The sequence below is a fragment of the Mycobacterium sp. NGS15 genome (genome assembly GCF_059813245.1).
Map to the genome: position 1 here is coordinate 442,518 of NZ_JCALEF010000001.1, position 16,331 is coordinate 458,848.

A 16,331-nucleotide genomic window follows, 5' to 3' on the forward strand; every position below is an offset into this window, starting at 1 on the left:
GACATGACCACCAAGACTTCGACCGGACATGGTTACTCGCTGAAAAAGGATGACTACGCCAAGCGGCTCCTGCGTATCGAGGGGCAGGTGCGCGGTATCGCCAAGATGATCGACGAGGACAAGTACTGCATCGACGTGCTGACTCAGATCAGCGCCGCACAGAGCGCGCTGCGGTCTGTCGCACTCGGACTGCTCGACGAGCATCTCGGTCATTGTGTCTCCAACGCCGTTGCCTCCGGCGGCGCCGACGCCGACGAGAAGCTGGCAGAGGCCTCCGCGGCGATCGCCCGGCTGGTGCGCAGCTAGGAGCTCAGCGCGGCAACCACCATGTGCCGCAACACGGCCCGCGTCTGCGCGGGTGCCGACCGGCCGGCGCTGTAGGGCGTGGAGTTCAGCAGACCAAAGGCGGCGTGGGCCTTGATTCGAGCGTCCGATTCGTCAAGGTCGGGCTGGACCTGGCAGAGCACCTGCACCCACGCCTCGACGTAACGGCGCTGGTATTGGCGTACCTGACGACGTGCGCTCTCCGGTAGCGAATCGAGGTCGCGATCCTGCACCCGGATCAGGTCGCTCTCGTTGAGCGCGAAGTCGAGATGGAAATCGATGAGGCCAGACAAGGCCTCCGATGCCGTCGCCGCCGCTTCCACGACCGCCGTCCCGCCTTCCAAGAGTCGACGGCTGATATCGGTGAGCAGGTCCACGAGGAGCGCTTCCTTGTTCGGGAAGTGTCGGTAAATCGCTGGGCCGCTGATGCCAACGGCCGAGCCGAGATCTTCCAATCGCACCCGCGCATATCCGCGCATGGCTAGCAGCCGCGCCGCGGCGCTCAGCAGCTGATCCCGGCGATCCGCCTTGGCGCGTTCGCGCTTGTTCGGAGTTGTCGACTCGGGTATCAGGTTGGTCATAAAACCTTCTTGGGCGGTTCGGTCTAGACAAATCAGTTAGCGAAGATTATCTTAAAACAAGTTAATCGTCATTAACTGAAATTTCAAGACTTCGGAGCTGGGTATGACTCTGGTGGGTGAGCAGAACAGGGCTGAGCACGCCCGGCTCGTCGCCGAGCTGCGGGAGCGGCTCGCGCGTGCGGCGCTCGGCGGCACTGAACAGTCCCGGCAACGGCATGTGGACCGCGGCAAGCTCCTGCCACGTGATCGGGTCGAGGCACTGCTCGACCCGGGCAGTCCGTTCCTGGAGCTGTCGGCGCTGGCGGCCAACGGCATGTATGGCGACGACGCTCCCGGGGCGAGCATGATCGCCGGTATCGGTCGTGTTTCGGGGCGCGAATGCGTTATCGCGGCCAATGACGCGACGGTTAAGGGCGGCACCTATTACCCGATGACGGTCAAGAAGCATTTACGCGCCCAGGAAGTCGCGCTACAGAATCGGCTGCCCTGCATCTATTTGGTGGACTCCGGCGGCGCGTTTCTGCCGAAGCAAGACGAGGTGTTCCCGGACCGCGAGCACTTCGGGCGGATCTTCTACAACCAGGCCACCATGAGCGCCAAGGGAATTCCGCAGATCGCTGCGGTGCTGGGCAGTTGCACCGCGGGTGGCGCGTATGTGCCGGCGATGAGTGACGAGGCCGTCATCGTGCGCAAGCAGGGCACGATCTTCCTGGGCGGTCCGCCGCTGGTGAAGGCCGCCACCGGCGAGGTGGTGACGGCCGAGGAGCTCGGCGGTGGCGACCTGCATTCGCGTACCTCGGGGGTGACCGACCACCTGGCGTCCGACGACAAGGATGCCCTGCGGATTGTGCGTCGCATCGTGTCCACGCTGGCGCCCAGAGCAGAAACGCCCTGGCCGGTCGTCGAAACGATTGCGCCGGAACGTGTTCCGGAAACGCTGTATGACGTGGTACCCACCGATCCGCGCATTCCGTACGACGTGCACGACGTGATTGTCAGGTTGGTCGACGGCGGTACCTTCACCGAGTTCAAGGCGGAGTACGGAAAGTCGGTGGTGACGGGAACCGCACGGCTGCATGGGCACCCGGTCGGAATCATCGCGAACAACGGTGTGTTGTTCGCCGAAAGTGCGATGAAGGCGGCCCATTTCATCGAGCTGTGCGATCAGCGGCGGATCCCGCTGGTGTTCCTGCAGAACATCTCCGGATTCATGGTGGGTCGCGATTACGAGGCCGCAGGTATCGCCAAACATGGCGCGAAGATGGTCACCGCCGTGGCGTGTGCGCGGGTGCCCAAGCTGACCGTGGTCATCGGTGGCTCCTACGGGGCCGGAAACTATTCGATGTGCGGGCGGGCGTACTCGCCACGATTCCTCTGGATGTGGCCAAACGCCCGTATCTCGGTGATGGGTGGTGAACAGGCCGCCTCGGTGCTAGCCACGGTGCGCGCCGATCAGGGCGCGGCATCGGGCAAGGAGTTCACCGCGGACGAGCAGGAAGCGTTCAAGGCGCCGATACGTGAACAGTATGAACGGCAAGGCAATCCGTACTACTCGACGGCCCGCCTGTGGGACGACGGGGTCATCGACCCCGCCGACACCCGAACGGTGCTCGGGTTGGCGCTGGGAATCTGCGCAAACGCACCACTTGAACCGGTTTCCTACGGCGTCTTCAGGATGTGACGGTGATGACTGCTTGCGCGAAGAACAGAGGATGCAGCCAGTGATTCGTTCAGTACTTATCGCGAACCGCGGCGAGATCGCGGTCCGCATCGCATCAACACTGCGGGCCATGGAAATTCGATCCATCGCGATCTATACCGACGGAGACACCGACCACCTCGGTGCCTGTGACGCGGCCGTGCGCCTCGGCGAGGAATCCTCGGGCTATCTCGACATCGATGCGATCATCAGGGCTGCCAAACAGACCGGCGCCGACGCCATTCACCCGGGATACGGATTCGTCTCGGAAAGCGCGGATTTCGTCCGCGCATGTCAATCCGCGGGGATCGTCTTCGTCGGACCGCCCGCCGAAGCCATGGATGCGATGGGCGACAAGATCAGGGCCAAGGACACGGTTGCCGCGGCAGGCGAGCCGGTTGTGCCGGGCAGCATAGGCGCACTCTCGGATGCCGAGCTGGTCGTCACGGCCGAAAAGATCGGGACCCCGCTGATCATCAAGCCGTCCGCAGGTGGTGGCGGTAAGGGCATGCGGGTAGTGCACGACCTGAGTCAGGTTCCCGATGCCCTGGTCGCATCTCGACGCGAGGCCACCGCGATCTTCGGTGACGACACCTTGCTGGTCGAGCGATATCTTGCCCGCCCTAGGCATATCGAGGTTCAGGTCTTCGGCGACACTCACGGCAATGTGGTGCACCTGGGCGAGCGTGAATGCAGTCTGCAACGTCGGCACCAGAAGGTGGTCGAAGAGGCACCGTCACCGTTACTGACTCCGGAACTGCGGTCCGCAATGGGGCAGACCGCATGCGAGATCGCACGCAGCGTGGGATATTTCGGCGCAGGAACAGTCGAGTTCATCCTGGACGGCGATACCCCTGAGTCCTATTACTTCATGGAGATGAACACCCGGCTTCAGGTGGAACATCCGGTCACCGAGATGATCACCGGTATCGACCTGGTGCAGTGGCAGATGCTCGTCGCGGCCGGGAAACGACTCCCGTTGACGCAAGAACAGATCTCGCTGACCGGTCACGCAGTCGAGGCGCGGGTGTATGCCGAAGATCCGGCCCGTGGATTCCTACCGACCGGCGGAACGGTTGCACTGGCCCGATTTTCGGGTAGTGCCCGCACGGACACGGCATTGGCGACGGGGTCGGTGGTGGGTTCTCGGTTCGACCCGATGCTCGCCAAGGTCATCGTGCACGCGGCCGACCGCGACACCGCGCTGGCCGCCGCCGACCAGGCTCTGGCGGAGACTCGGATACTCGGCGTAGGCACCAATATTGACTTCTTGCGTGCGCTGGTGACCCACCCGGTTGTGCTCTCGGGAGACATCGATACGGCTCTGCTCGACAAGATCGCGTCCGAGTACCACCCTCCCGTCGCCCCCTCTTGGGTGTGGGTGGCGGCGTCGGCGTTGTTGGACGACGAGCCCGAATCCGGGGCGCTGTGGAATAGCAAGTCCGGGTGGCGTATCGGCGAACACGCGCCGCGTTCCTATCGGTTGCGGATCGGCGAATCGGCCGAACTGGTCCGGCTCTGGGGTGACCCGGTGACCGAAGTCGGCATCGGCGACGGCGGGCGTGTGCGGGCCAGGGCTCATTGTGCGACAGGACAAGTGAGCGTCGAGTTCGCCGGCCAGCTGTTCCGCGCGGATGCGGCACGGGCCGGTGCCGCGGCATGGATCGCAACCGAGGAAGGGACCTGGCAGGCCGATATCGCACCCGAACCCCGGCTGCGGCACCACGACGGTGAGGACGAGGACGGGGAAATCCGTAGCTCCATGCCCGGGGTCGTACGTGTGGTGTCGGTGAGCACGGGCTCCGTCGTCGAACGCGATGCGCCGGTTGTGGTGGTCGAGGCCATGAAGATGGAACACACCTTGCGCGCACCGATGGCCGGAACGGTTGCCGTTTCGGTGGCCGTCGGCGACCAGGTCGCTGTCGATCAGCTGCTGGCCACCATCCACCCGACTGTCACTCCCGAGGAGGAAAGAGCATGACATTCAGCACCGCGGAGCTGCCGGACGAGTACGAGTCGCTGCGCAAAACCGTTGAGGAGTTCGCCAATTCGGTGGTGGCTCCGGTTGCCGCGCATCACGACGCCACCAAGACTTTCCCGTATGCGGTGGTGGCGCAGATGGGTGACATGGGGCTGTTCGGTCTGCCCTTCCCGGAGGAGTACGGCGGCATGGGCGGCGACTACTTCGCGCTGTGCCTGACTCTGGAGGAACTGGCCCGGGTGGACCAGAGTGTGGCCATCACACTCGAGGCGGCCGTGTCGCTGGGCGCCATGCCGATCTACCGGTTTGGGAGCGAGGAGCAGAAAAACCGCTGGCTTCCCGAACTGGCTTCCGGAAAATCGTTGGCGGCCTTCGGTTTGACGGAACCCGGAGGTGGTACCGACATACCCGGTTCGATTCGCACCCGGGCCGTCGAGGATAACGGCAGCTGGATTATCAACGGCTCCAAGGCATTCATCACCAACTCCGGGACGGATATCACGGCGGTGGTGGGCGTCGCGGCAGTGACCGGACGTTCCGCGGACGGTATGCCGGAGATCTCCGTTATTCACGTGCCCGCAGGAACACCGGGATTTACCGTCGAGCCGGGGTACGACAAGGTTGGCTGGCATGCCTCGGATACACATCCACTGAGCTTCGACGACGTGCGGGTGCCCTACGAGAACCTGCTGGGTGAGCGTGGCCGTGGGTATGCGGGATTTCTGCGCATCCTCGACGAGGGGCGTATCGCCATCGCGGCGTTGGCAACCGGTGCCGCACAGGGGTGTGTCGACGAAAGCCTTCGCTACGCACGCAGCCGCCCGGCCTTCGGCAGCGCGATCATCGACTACCAGTCGGTCTCGTTCAAGATCGCCCGGATGCAGGCACGCGCGCACACGGCCCGGCTGGCCTACTACCACGCTGCCGCGCTGCTGCTGGCGGGCAAGCCGTTCAAGACCGAGGCCTCGATCGCCAAGCTGATCGCCAGTGAGGCGGCCATGGACAACGCCCGTGACGCCACCCAGATCTTCGGGGGAGCGGGATTCATGAACGAGTCTCCGGTCGCCCGCCAGTATCGGGACAGCAAGATCCTGGAGATCGGCGAGGGGACGAGCGAGGTGCAGCTGATGCTCATCGCCCGGGCCCTGAACCGGTAACCTGTCGGGAGTATTTAGCTGGGCGGGCGACCTGGGCCTCCTTATGGGCCGCCCGGCGTGCTGTGTCGCATCAGGTACCCCCACGGGGTTATGAATGTGACCTTTTCTAATCAACGGAGATAAGACCTGGTCAAGAGTCGTTTTCTCGAGCAGGTGAAACATCGTGTCGCCTGGTGGCGACGAACCCTATGACACACTGGGTGTGTCGTGTCTACAGGAGTGAGCATGCTTGTCTTAACTCGTTGGTTCCGGCGCGCCCTCGTCAGCGGTATCTGTGTCGCAGGACTGCTGGGTGCCGGGGTGGTTCCTGCTCTCGCAGACCCGGGTGATCCCGGCGACCCGGGTATCGAAGAACCGGCGCCCCCGCCGCCTCCCGGTGAGCTTCCGCCACCCCCACCCCTGCCGTGGGAGCTGCCGCCACCGCCGCCCGCGCCCGATGCGCCGCCTCCCGGTGAGGTTCCGCCGCCACCGGCGCCGACTACACCGCCTCCTGGAGCGCCTCCGACCGGCGATGTGCCGCCGCTGCCCGTAGGACTGCTGAAGAACTCGCCCAATAACGGTGACGTCGTCGGTGTGGCCCAGCCCGTGACGATTGTCTTCGCGGCTCCGGTGACGGACAAGAAGGCCGCCGAGGCCGCCGTGAAGATCACCACCTCGAAGTCGGTGCCGGGATACTTCTACTGGTACACCGATCAGCAGCTGCGCTGGAAGCCCACGCAGTTCTGGCCCGCGAACACCGATGTGAACGTGAATGCGGGTGGGACCAAGTGGAGCTTCAAGGTCGGAGACGCCTTCGTGTCGACGGTCGATGATGCGACGTACACGATGACGGTCACCCGGAACGGCGTCGTGGAACGCACCATGCCGATGTCGATGGGTAAGCACGACAAGAAGCACGAGACGAAGAACGGCACGTACTACGTCAGCGAGAAGTTCCAGAAGATGGTGATGGACTCGTCCACCTACGGGGTGCCGGTCAATTCGGCTGAGGGCTACAAGCTCGACGTGTTCTGGGCTACCCGCATCTCCAACTCCGGCATCTTTGTCCATGCGGCGCCGTGGTCGGTGGGTGCGCAAGGTAAGCAAGACACCAGCCACGGCTGCATCAATCTGAGCACCGAAAACGCCACCTGGTACTTCAACCAGTCCCACCCCGGCGACCCGGTAATCGTGAAAAACTCGCCCGGTGGTCCTTACAAGGATTACGACGGCTATGACGATTGGCAGCGCTTCTAGATTCTCCGGCGCAATACGAGAAAGCCCCCGGCCGATTGGTCGGGGGCTTTCTCGTTGCGGAGGTCAGCTCCAGATGCGCACGCGCTGATCGGCTTCCAGGAACAGCTCGTCTTCGGTGCTCAGCTCGAAGGCCTCGTAGAACGCATCGATATTGCGCACCACCCCATTGCACCGGAACTCCGGTGGTGAGTGCGGATCCACCGATAGGCGCCGGATCGCCTCGGCTTCGCGGGCTTTCGTACGCCAGACTTGTGCCCAGCCGTAGAACACACGCTGCGCACCGGTGAGCCCGTCGATGACCGGGGCGGGGTTGTCCCCCAGCGAGATCTCATAGGCCAGGAGCGCAATCGACAGGCCACCCAGATCTCCGATGTTCTCACCCACGGTAAACGCGCCGTTCACGTGCTGACCGGCGAGCTCGCGGGGTACGAACTCGTCATACTGCTTGATCAACGCCGTGGTGCGCACGCCGAACTCGTCGCGGTCGGTGTCGGTCCACCAGTTGACCAGGTTGCCGTCGCCGTCGTACTTGGAGCCCTGATCGTCGAATCCGTGACCGATCTCGTGACCGATGACGGCGCCGATGCCCCCGTAGTTGGCGGCATCGTCGGCATCCGCGTCGAAGAAAGGCGGCTGCAGAATCGCTGCGGGGAAGACGATCTCGTTCATGCCCGGGTTGTAATAGGCGTTGACCGTCTGGGGAGTCATGAACCATTCGCCCCGATCGACGGGGCCCGCCAGCTTGGCCAGACCTCGATCACACTCCGCTGCCGTGGCTCGCCGCACATTTCCCAGCAGGTCGTCCCGACGGATGGCGATCATCGAGTAGTCACGCCACGTGGCGGGGTAGCCGATTTTCGGGGTGAACTTATCGAGTTTCTGCAGAGCCCGCGCACGGGTCTCCGGCGTCATCCATTCCAGGTCGGCAATGCTGACCCGATACGCCTCGCGGAGGTTATCGACGAGAACCTCCATACGCGCCTTGGCATTCGGCGGGAAGTGGCGCTCGACATAGAGCTTGCCCACGGCCTCGCCGAGGAGCGACTCGACCACCGCGACACCGCGCTTCCACCGGTCGCGGATCTGCTCGGTGCCCGACAGCGTGCGTCCGTAGAAATCGAAATTCTCGGCCACCAGTGGTTCGGTGAGGTAGGGCGCGCGGGCACAGACGAGCCGCCAGCTTGCCCACTGCTTCCAGTCGCTCAATGGCTCCGAGGCCCACAGACCGGAGAAGGCGGTCAGGTAGTCGGGCTGTCGCACCACCAATTCGGTGACTTGGCCGCTAGTGGCACCCAGCCCGGATAGCCATCCGTACCAATCGAACCCGGGTGCGGTGTGCTCCAGGTCGGCGAACTTCACCAGGTTGTAGCTCAGCTCGGCATCGCGTCGCTTCACCACATCCCAGTGCGCCGCGGCGATTTTGGTCTCCAGCGCGAGGATTCGGTCGGCGGTATCGGTGTGTTCACCCTCGCCATAGACCAGCGCGAACATGGCGGCGATGTGGGAACGGTAGGCGGCCCTCGTGGCCGCGTGCTGCTCTTCGCGGTAGTAGGACTCGTCGGGCAGGCCGAGACCGGACTGGCTGATGTGCAGGAGGTAGCGCGAGGAATCTTTGGCGTCCGTATCCACGTAGCAGCCCACCCCGCTGCCGGCGCCGGCTCGCTGCAACGCGCCCATGACGGCGGCCAGCGTGGTGGCATCGGGCGCCGAGGCGATACCGTCTAGCTCCTGGTGGAGCGGCGCCAGCCCGAGCGCCGCGACTGTTTCGGTGTCCATGAAGCTCGCGAACAGGTCACCGATCTTCTGGGATTCGGTGCCTTCGGCCGCGCCCGCGTCGCTCGCTTCGGTGATGATCTCGCGGACCTGTTCCTCGGCGCGGTCGAACAGCGTCCGGAACGCGCCGTCGACGGCACGGTCGGCCGGAATGGAGTATTCAGCGAGCCAGCGCCCATTGACGTGCCCGAACAGGTCATCCTGCGGGCGGATGGATTCATCGCGGTGGCTCAGGTCGATACCGGATTTTGGCAGCACGGTTTCTGTCGTCACCCATCCATGGTGGCATGGGTCGCTAGGGTGAGGCCCGTGAGCAAAGACGACCCGGCATCCAGTCTCGGCGGTGGGGATGGACCCGTCTTCTCCCGGTACGGCGTGTTGTCGGCGGTTCTTGGTGTGATCGCGGTTGTCGCCCTAGTGCTTTCGGTCCTCGTCAGCACCGGGCATCGCGGCCAGGTAGCTCGTGACCGTTACGACTCCCGCGTTCTCGACACCGCTGTGAACTGGGTGAACACCCTGATCAATATGAAGAAAAGCAATGTCGATGCCAGCGTGCAGACGCTGCAGGACGGTACCGCCGGGCAGCTCAGCGACCATTTGGGGGAGATGATCGCGGGCGTCGTGAAGCTCGCGCGAACTGTCGACGCCGATGCCGCCGGTGAGATCGATTCGGTGGTTATCGACAGGCGCGGCGCAAAGGTTCCGGATGAGGACATCGGTCTGCCGTCCGTGGAGCGGGTAGACCGCGTCATGGTGGTGGCCACCTCGGTGACGCGGGACGCGAAGGCGTCCCCGAAGGTCAACCAGTGGCACCTGCGGCTCGCGGTGTCGAAAATCGAAGACCAGCTACTGGTGACCGGTCTGGAGCTCCTGCGATGAGCCGGAATATGTTGCGAGTCATTCTCTTTGACCTGCTGGCGCCGTTGGCGACAGTAGTGGCGATCGCCGAGATCGGCGTGATCCTGCGCTGGCCCACATGGTGGGTGGTGGTGTGTACGGCCTCGTGCCTGCTCATCGCCCAGGGTTTGGTGGTGAATGCCTACCTGGCCAGGCGGGATTCGGTCACGGTCGGCACGGACGACGAGGGGCCGGTGCTCCGCACCGCAATTGTCGCCCTGGCCACGATCTCGGTGCTAGCCGTTGCTGTCGTGGGGTACCGGTATTGGACGGTGCCCGACCGGGAGGGCAACGCGGACCGTTCGGCTATCACCGACGTCGTTGCGACGGTCGCGGAGGCGGTGGTGAACTTCTCCCCGGGGAGCCCGGACTCCTACGTGCGCAAGGCGACCGAACACATGACCGAGGGGCAGGGGCAGTCCTTCGCGCGTGACTTCGACCGGGCCACTGCGGAACTGAAGGCCAAGGGGATCTCGCAGCAGGGCGAGATCATCTCGGTCGGTATCGAGGCCCTTGGGCCCGAAGACGCGGTGACGGCCACACTGGTGCGACGCACCAGTGCGGCCGCCAAGACGCAACCCGAGGAGTCGGTGCTGGCGCTGCGGATGACGCTCGCCAAACGCGACGGCCGCTGGCTTGTGGACACCATCGCACCGATCGACCGAATCGGCGCTCGACCCCAAAGGGCTAATGCGAACTGATACGCGCGAATTCGATTTCGGTGCAGCGGTCCATTACGACCTGCAGCCCGGCGTCGGCCGCCTTGTTCGCGGCATCGACGTCGACGAGATCAAGCTGGAACCACAGCGTGCGTGCGCCGATGTCGATGGCCTCCTGAGTGATGCCCGCCAATTCTTCGCGGCGGCGGAACACATCGACAAGGTCGGGCGCCTCCGGCAGCGCCTCAAGACTCGGGTAGACCTTCTCGCCGTCGAGCTCGGAGATGGTCGGATTCACCAGGAAAATTCGGTAGGGGCTATGTGTGGCCAGATAGCGGTAGACGCCGTGGCTCGGCCGCTCGGGATTGGCCGAAACTCCTACGATGGCAATGGTCTTGGTTTCGAGCAGCATCTGGGCGATCGCCGCGTCATCGGGGGCAGTCCACACCGCGGTTCCTTTCCTCCTCACCCGTAGCACGCCGAAAACTCGAGTGACAGGCCTAGGCATGGCACGGTAGACATGGGCATGTGTCTGATCTGACCCTACGCACCATTCACGATGAGGACGACTACGAGTCCTATATGACCTCGTCGTACTCCGTGTTTCTGCAAGACCTGCAGAAGGACGAGATCGAGGTCAACCGCAAGGTCATCGAGCTGGACCGGATGATCGGATTCCACAACGGACGCAAGTGGGTGTCGACGGCGGGAGCCCTCTCCCGTCACGTGGTGCTGCCGGGTGGAACGGTCGCACCGGTGGCCGCCATCACCGCGGTCACGGTGTCGCCAACGCATCGTCGTAGGGGTCTGTTGACCGCGATGATGCGTCATCAGCTGGAAGATGTCCGCGCGCGCGGCGAGGCCATTGCCATGCTGTTCGCCTCGGAAGCGTTGATCTACGGGCGATTTGGCTATGGAGTCGCGACAGAAGCGGCGGAATTGTCCGGGCGGGTCAAGGACCTGGCCTTCCGGCCGGATGTGGACCTCGGTGACGGCACGCTGGAAGAGGTCGACGCCGCCACGTTCCTGGCGTCGGCCCCTGCCATCTACGACGACGCCATCGCCGAGCTGCCGGGCCAGATGTCCCGTACCCCCGAGTGGTGGGCGTCCTGGACTCTCGACAACGAGGAACGCCAGAAGGAGTCCGGCAAGATCCGCTTCGTCCTGCATTACGAATCCGACGGAAGAGTCAGCGGATTTGCCATCTATCGGCCGAAGCCGGGGTGGGGCGATGCCGGCCCCGACGCCGAGTTACATGTGCAAGAGGTGCTGGGCGCCAACCCGCGCGCCTACGCCCGGACGTGGCGCTATCTGTTGGATATGGATCTGGTCCGCAAGATCAAGTATCACGGCGCATCGGTGCATGAGGAGCTGCGTTACCTGGTGGCCAACCATTCGGCGCTTGAATGCGCCTTGGGCGATGCGATTCACGTGCGATTGGTCGACATTCCGGGGGCGCTGTCGCAGCGGCGGTACTGCACCGCGGTGGACGTGGTGTTGGAGGTGACCGACGAATTCCTGCCGGAGAATTCGGGACGGTACCGCCTGCGCGGAAGTCTGACCGATGCAACGTGCGAAATCACCACGGAGGAAGCCGATATCGCGGTGACCGTGCGCGATCTCGGATCCGTCTATATGGGCGGGGTGAGCCTGCAGGCGCTCGCCAGAGCCGGCCTAGTCAGGGAACTGCGAGCAGGGGCGGTGCAACGGGCCGCCATCGCATTTGGCTGGCCCGTTGCACCCAGTGCGCCCGATGACTTCTAGACGAACCCCGCGTCGGCCGTCCCGAGCGGGAGGTACCCCAGCGCTCCTGCCCGCCGGATCTAGTTGTCGCGACCCGGACGGCCCATGGGGCCTGGGCCGTTCCATCCGTCGTCATCCCACGTGCGGTGCCAGCCGCCGTGGTGTCCCCAGCCACCGCCACCACCGCCGTGTGTGTGCCACCAGATGGCGCACGCGATGCGGAAGGCGATGAACAGGAACAGCAGCACCAGGCCGGTGAGCAGGGCGATCTTGCCGAGTAGTTTGGCGCGGTCCGAGGATTCCTGAGCACGGTCGAATTGGCCGGTGAGCCAGAATTGGGTGACATTCAGCGCATTGGTGAATGCGCTGAAGGCCAACGGCCAGAAGAAGACAACGGCAGCAACTGCCCAGCCGACATTGGTGGGCGGGGGCGTCGGTGCTCCCGCGGTGGCCGTCGGTGCGGGCGGGGGCGTGGGAGTGGGCGCCGAAATGGCGCCCGTAGGTTCGTCAGATTTTGTCTCGTCGGTCATGGCACGAGGTTAGGCCGATTTCAGGCGGGCTGCCATAACGATCGGACAGCTCCCAGGCAACTGACATTGGTTACGCAGGTACCCGGATGAAGTCGTCAGATGCAGGCAGTTGTCATCCGCGGGGGCGGGTGCGCCCGAACCGTCGGGCTACCCGGCGCATCCGCACCAGCATTGCGACCGATGGGCTGGTCGTGCCCGTCAGGTATGAGGAGAGCTCGCCACGTGAAACACCGATGCGGGAAGCAAACTCGGCCGCACGCAGACCGGAAGCCTCGAACAGCAGGTTGATCTCGTTGGCGGCTTCTCGCTGTTCGGCTTCGGCAAGGTTGTCGCGTGCGCGGGTCAGGACTTCCTGCAGCACGGTCGAAATGCCGTAGAGCTCATCGGACCCCACCACTTCTTCCACCTGGCGTGCGGTCCGCCCGAATGGATCGCGTTTGAGCGCGTGGACGATCGCCTGCCAATCGGAAAGGTCGCCACTTTGCAGAGCATCGAGTATCTCGGAGGTGGTCCAGTGGGTTACCGGCTTGTCCCTGCGCCCGGGTTGGGCGGCCTCGGCGGAACTGGAGCCGGTGGCGCTGGAACCCGAAGGCTCGTCAGGCACTTCGGGTGAAACGGCTGGAGCGTCGCTCGTGACCGTCACCTCGCATCCTCCAACATCGCTACCGCCACGGACAGGCACTGCCTGCGCACCGTGGGGCATTCCATGGCTCCGTCGCCGGGCTTCGGGTCAGCGAGTCTGCGGACCAGCTGGCTGGAAACCCACCTCTGATTGGACTGTACACAGTAATGCTGATCGATCCCCGCGAGGACTTTCGCCGCCGTCTGCGGTTCCATCAGCGAAGCCAGCCGGGCGAACTCGGTGTAATCACGTTCGGCATTGCGGCGCATCAACAACAGCCCCTGCATACGCAGTGCTTCGGCGTCGGTGGGTACAACACACTTCTGTCCCGTCGGCAGCTTCACCTGCGTGATTTCGACCGGTGTCACTCGAGACAGGGGGCCGGGCATTCCGACTGTGTCGGTGTCCATTCCGTTTTTGCCGGCCTGTAAGGCTTCCAGGGCCACAGTCAAGTTGTCACGCCAGCGCTCCACGAGCACCGACTGCGTGTCGGGTGCGGTGACGGTGCCGCCATCGGCGAGGCGCTTGAGTCGGGCCGCAGAGACAGCGATGGCGTGATAGTCGATGCGCGGTTCCTCGAGCCCGGATCCTTGAAGTCGCAGCGCACTCTCGGTATGTGGTCCCGGAAGCTCGTCGACACATGGGGTTTCGAAGTCCACGGTGGGAAGCACCCGGTCCAGCCAGCCGGGTAACCACCAGTTGCGCTGGTCGAACATCGCCATCAAGGCAGGCACCAGCACCAAGCGCACCACCGTCGCGTCGACGGCGATCGCCACCGCACACGCGACGCCCAGCTGCGCCACCAATGGCATTCCGGCGAAGGCGAATCCGATGAACACCGCGATCATGATGAGTGCCGCGCTGGTGATGGTGCGTGCGCTTGTGCGCACACCGAACGAGACAGCGTCGGCGCAATCACCAGTGCGCAGGTACCGTTCGCGCACACGTGCCAGCAAGAAGATCTCGTAATCCATGGTGAGACCGAAGGTCAGTGCGAGGGCCAATGGAGGGATACTGCTGTCGATATTGGCCTTCTGGAAGCCCAGGAACTCCAGCCATCCCCATTGAAAGACGACCACCAGGCTGCCGTAAGCGGCGGCGACCGAGAGCACCGTCATCACCACGCCCTTGAGTGCCAGCACCGGCGAGCGCAGCGTGGCCAGCAGCATGACGAATGCGAGTACACAGACGAACGCGAACACACCCAAGAGGGAATGTTCGACTCGGTTGTCGTAGTCGAACAGCAGTGCCGTCGGTCCGCCGATGTTGATTTCGGCACCCGAGTCCTTGAGTGCGTCGGGCACATTGGCGCGTAGCCAACTGACGGTATCGCGCGCAGCAGTCGCCTCAGGGTCTACCGACAGCACGGCCGAGATCAACGCGTCATGTCCGCCCGTGGAGAAGATCGGATCCGAGGCCTGCGCGATATTCGGGGCGTGCGCGATCGTCTCCTTGGCGGTCTCGAGGGCCTGCGCGTGGGCCGGGTTGTTCGCGTCGCCGTCGAAGGTGAGCAGTATTTGCACCGGTCCGAGCGCGCCCGGCCCCATGGCGACGGCCGCAGCGTCGATGCCCCGCCGGATCTCATGGGACGAATCGAATTGACGCAGCATGCTGTTGGAGACCTGCATCTGCAGGCTCGGCGCAGCGAGCGCGAGCAGGAATATCGAGGCGCCGAGTGCGGAAAGCCATGGCCGGCGCATTACCTCCTGGGTCCACTTGCGCCAGAACGGAATTGAATGCTTGCGTAGCGGTGAGGCACGCAAAAACCGGGACTGGTTGGCGGCGGCCTTGCCGAAGATGGCGAGCAGCGCGGGCATCAGCGTGGTGGAGGTAAGGACGGCGATGGCGACGACGATGATGGCGCCGGAGGCCATCGACGCCAACGCGGGGGTTCCGATCAGGTAGATACCGGCGAGGGCGGCGATCACCGTCAGCCCGGAGAACGTGACGGTGAGGCCCGAGGTGGCCATGGCCCCCGCGATGGCCTCTTGTCTGTTCTTCCCGGAATTCAGTTCCTCCCGGTATCGCATGAGGATGAAAAGGGAATAGTCCACCGCGACGGCAAGGCCGATCATGGTGACCGTCGGCAGGGCGAACACCGAGATAGTGGTGATGTTGGACAGCGCGAGGACGATCGCGACGCTCAAGGCCACCGTGCACAGACCCAAGAGCAAGGGTAGGGAGGCTGCGGCGAGGGACCCGAACGCGGCGATCAGCACAATGAGGATGACCGGGATGTTCCACTTTTCGGCCTGCTTGATGTCCCCGGCGATCTGTTCGGTCATCGCGGCACCCAGCGCGCCTTGGCCTATGACATACAGGGATACCCGGCCGCCGGCGATCTGCCCGGGCTGGCCCCCGTGCACACCGATCTTCTTGCGGAGGTCCTTGGCGATATCGGTCGCGCCGGTGTTGTCGAAGCCGATGCGCAGGGTGACGACGAACGGGCGGTCCGGTTGCGGCGTCAGCTGTGGGGGAATGGGCTCGACCGAAATCTGAGGAATCTGTGCCGCCACCTGTTTGAGGTAATCGACGGCGGCCGTCATATCGGCGACGGTCGCATCGGGCCGCGGTGCGGCGACCAGCGCCAGCGGAGAGGCTCCGTGCTCGCGGAATCCGGTCTCCATCGCGTCGTGCACCTTCAGTGACTGCGATCCGGCGACTTCGAAACCGCCGCCGGTGAGTTTTTCGCCCCGGCCGGCCACCAGGCCTACCGCCGCGACAATAAGAATCAGCCAGACAGCGACGGTCAGCCATCGATACCTGCGAAGGTAGTCGCTGGTGCGCATCATGACTGACTGCACGATGGTTCCTGTCGTTCGGTGTGACGCACGCAGTCTCCTGTGGCGTGGTCGTGATGCTACAGCAACGCGACCAACCGCGCCCCCTGTCTGCATATATCCCGGCAACCTGCGATGACACGTTTACTAACAGCCTCCCTTGGCGAAAAACGAGTGGTGGCTGGACGTGCTTTTCGCGCTCCCTGGCAACGTTGTCTTGGGCGAAAAATAGGACCGTGAAATTCAGAATCTGGCCGACGATAAAGACTCGGTAACCTTCTGGTGACTACGCGCGTCCGTGTTTCGAAATGGCGCCGGATTTCGATACCTTGGCTGTAATCCCCCCAAC

The 16,331-nt window shown here is 64.0% G+C and carries 14 protein-coding genes; 8 read left to right on the forward strand and 6 right to left on the reverse strand.

Annotation, left to right across the window (positions count from 1 at the left end; translation table 11 throughout):
• The first annotated feature begins 3 nt into the window (after positions 1 to 3).
• Positions 4 to 306 carry a copper-sensing transcriptional repressor RicR gene (gene ricR / locus AC5Y5C_RS02075; RefSeq protein ID WP_070937980.1) on the forward strand — a complete coding sequence of 101 codons (303 nt, stop codon included), beginning with the start codon at positions 4 to 6 and terminating at the stop codon, positions 304 to 306.
• On the opposite strand, the gene AC5Y5C_RS02080 is transcribed toward ricR, so the two are convergent.
• Positions 303 to 905: an SACE_7040 family transcriptional regulator gene (locus tag AC5Y5C_RS02080; RefSeq protein ID WP_499968578.1), complete on the reverse strand. Its 603-nt coding sequence runs from the start codon at positions 903 to 905 to the stop codon at positions 303 to 305. The genes ricR and AC5Y5C_RS02080 overlap by 4 nt on opposite strands.
• A gap of 103 nt (positions 906 to 1,008) precedes the next feature.
• Between AC5Y5C_RS02080 and AC5Y5C_RS02085 the strand changes: the two genes are divergently transcribed.
• From AC5Y5C_RS02085 to AC5Y5C_RS02100, 4 genes are all read left to right on the forward strand, one after another.
• The gene (locus tag AC5Y5C_RS02085) at positions 1,009 to 2,586 is read left to right on the forward strand and encodes a carboxyl transferase domain-containing protein (RefSeq protein ID WP_499968579.1); all 1,578 of its coding nucleotides are present in this window, start codon (positions 1,009 to 1,011) and stop codon (positions 2,584 to 2,586) included.
• Between the two features lie 31 nt (positions 2,587 to 2,617).
• A complete protein-coding gene (locus AC5Y5C_RS02090; RefSeq protein ID WP_499968581.1) occupies positions 2,618 to 4,585 on the forward strand; it encodes an acetyl/propionyl/methylcrotonyl-CoA carboxylase subunit alpha in 1,968 nt (655 codons plus the stop codon).
• Entirely contained in the window at positions 4,582 to 5,742 is a 1,161-nt protein-coding gene (locus tag AC5Y5C_RS02095) for an acyl-CoA dehydrogenase family protein (protein WP_499968583.1), read from the forward strand. Before AC5Y5C_RS02090 ends, AC5Y5C_RS02095 begins: the two co-directional genes overlap by 4 nt.
• A gap of 225 nt (positions 5,743 to 5,967) precedes the next feature.
• Positions 5,968 to 6,978 carry a L,D-transpeptidase gene (locus AC5Y5C_RS02100; protein WP_499968585.1) on the forward strand — a complete coding sequence of 337 codons (1,011 nt, stop codon included), beginning with the start codon at positions 5,968 to 5,970 and terminating at the stop codon, positions 6,976 to 6,978.
• Between the two features lie 63 nt (positions 6,979 to 7,041).
• Here AC5Y5C_RS02100 and AC5Y5C_RS02105 read toward each other — a convergent pair whose 3' ends face one another.
• A complete protein-coding gene (locus AC5Y5C_RS02105) occupies positions 7,042 to 9,024 on the reverse strand; it encodes a M13 family metallopeptidase (protein WP_499968587.1) in 1,983 nt (660 codons plus the stop codon).
• Between the two features lie 123 nt (positions 9,025 to 9,147).
• Between AC5Y5C_RS02105 and AC5Y5C_RS02110 the strand changes: the two genes are divergently transcribed.
• Complete coding sequence (locus AC5Y5C_RS02110) at positions 9,148 to 9,630, forward strand: hypothetical protein (protein WP_499969296.1); 483 nt, start codon at positions 9,148 to 9,150, stop codon at positions 9,628 to 9,630.
• Positions 9,631 to 9,638: 8 nt separating this feature from the next.
• Positions 9,639 to 10,349, forward strand: coding sequence for a hypothetical protein (locus tag AC5Y5C_RS02115; RefSeq protein ID WP_499969297.1), 711 nt, complete (start codon positions 9,639 to 9,641; stop codon positions 10,347 to 10,349).
• On the opposite strand, the gene AC5Y5C_RS02120 is transcribed toward AC5Y5C_RS02115, so the two are convergent.
• On the reverse strand, positions 10,336 to 10,755 hold the full coding sequence (locus tag AC5Y5C_RS02120; protein ID WP_499968589.1) for a CoA-binding protein: 420 nt from the start codon (positions 10,753 to 10,755) through the stop codon (positions 10,336 to 10,338). The two genes, AC5Y5C_RS02115 and AC5Y5C_RS02120, sit on opposite strands and share 14 nt — an antisense overlap.
• Before the next feature lie 80 nt (positions 10,756 to 10,835).
• Between AC5Y5C_RS02120 and AC5Y5C_RS02125 the strand changes: the two genes are divergently transcribed.
• On the forward strand, positions 10,836 to 12,071 hold the full coding sequence (locus tag AC5Y5C_RS02125) for a GNAT family N-acetyltransferase (RefSeq protein ID WP_499968591.1): 1,236 nt from the start codon (positions 10,836 to 10,838) through the stop codon (positions 12,069 to 12,071).
• 59 nt (positions 12,072 to 12,130) lie between these two features.
• On the opposite strand, the gene AC5Y5C_RS02130 is transcribed toward AC5Y5C_RS02125, so the two are convergent.
• The 3 genes from AC5Y5C_RS02130 to AC5Y5C_RS02140 form a co-directional block, all read right to left on the reverse strand.
• Positions 12,131 to 12,580, reverse strand: coding sequence for a CD225/dispanin family protein (locus tag AC5Y5C_RS02130; protein WP_499968593.1), 450 nt, complete (start codon positions 12,578 to 12,580; stop codon positions 12,131 to 12,133).
• A gap of 112 nt (positions 12,581 to 12,692) precedes the next feature.
• Positions 12,693 to 13,223 carry a helix-turn-helix domain-containing protein gene (locus tag AC5Y5C_RS02135; RefSeq protein WP_499968595.1) on the reverse strand — a complete coding sequence of 177 codons (531 nt, stop codon included), beginning with the start codon at positions 13,221 to 13,223 and terminating at the stop codon, positions 12,693 to 12,695.
• Positions 13,220 to 15,994, reverse strand: a complete 2,775-nt coding sequence (locus tag AC5Y5C_RS02140; RefSeq protein ID WP_499969298.1) for an MMPL family transporter — start codon at positions 15,992 to 15,994, stop codon at positions 13,220 to 13,222. The genes AC5Y5C_RS02135 and AC5Y5C_RS02140 overlap by 4 nt, the downstream gene beginning before the upstream one ends.
• Positions 15,995 to 16,331: the final 337 nt, after the last annotated feature.

Excerpts from the sequence above, each read along its gene's own strand:
- ricR (WP_070937980.1), top strand. The coding sequence starts at position 4 with ATGACCACCAAGACTTCGACCGGACATGGTTACTCGCTGAAAAAGGAT.
- AC5Y5C_RS02080 (WP_499968578.1), bottom strand. The coding sequence starts at position 905 with ATGACCAACCTGATACCCGAGTCGACAACTCCGAACAAGCGCGAACGC.
- AC5Y5C_RS02085 (WP_499968579.1), top strand. The coding sequence starts at position 1,009 with ATGACTCTGGTGGGTGAGCAGAACAGGGCTGAGCACGCCCGGCTCGTC.
- AC5Y5C_RS02090 (WP_499968581.1), top strand. The coding sequence starts at position 2,618 with ATGCAGCCAGTGATTCGTTCAGTACTTATCGCGAACCGCGGCGAGATC.
- AC5Y5C_RS02095 (WP_499968583.1), top strand. The coding sequence starts at position 4,582 with ATGACATTCAGCACCGCGGAGCTGCCGGACGAGTACGAGTCGCTGCGC.
- AC5Y5C_RS02100 (WP_499968585.1), top strand. The coding sequence starts at position 5,968 with ATGCTTGTCTTAACTCGTTGGTTCCGGCGCGCCCTCGTCAGCGGTATC.
- AC5Y5C_RS02115 (WP_499969297.1), top strand. The coding sequence starts at position 9,639 with ATGTTGCGAGTCATTCTCTTTGACCTGCTGGCGCCGTTGGCGACAGTA.
- AC5Y5C_RS02130 (WP_499968593.1), bottom strand. The coding sequence starts at position 12,580 with ATGACCGACGAGACAAAATCTGACGAACCTACGGGCGCCATTTCGGCG.
- AC5Y5C_RS02140 (WP_499969298.1), bottom strand. The coding sequence starts at position 15,994 with ATGATGCGCACCAGCGACTACCTTCGCAGGTATCGATGGCTGACCGTC.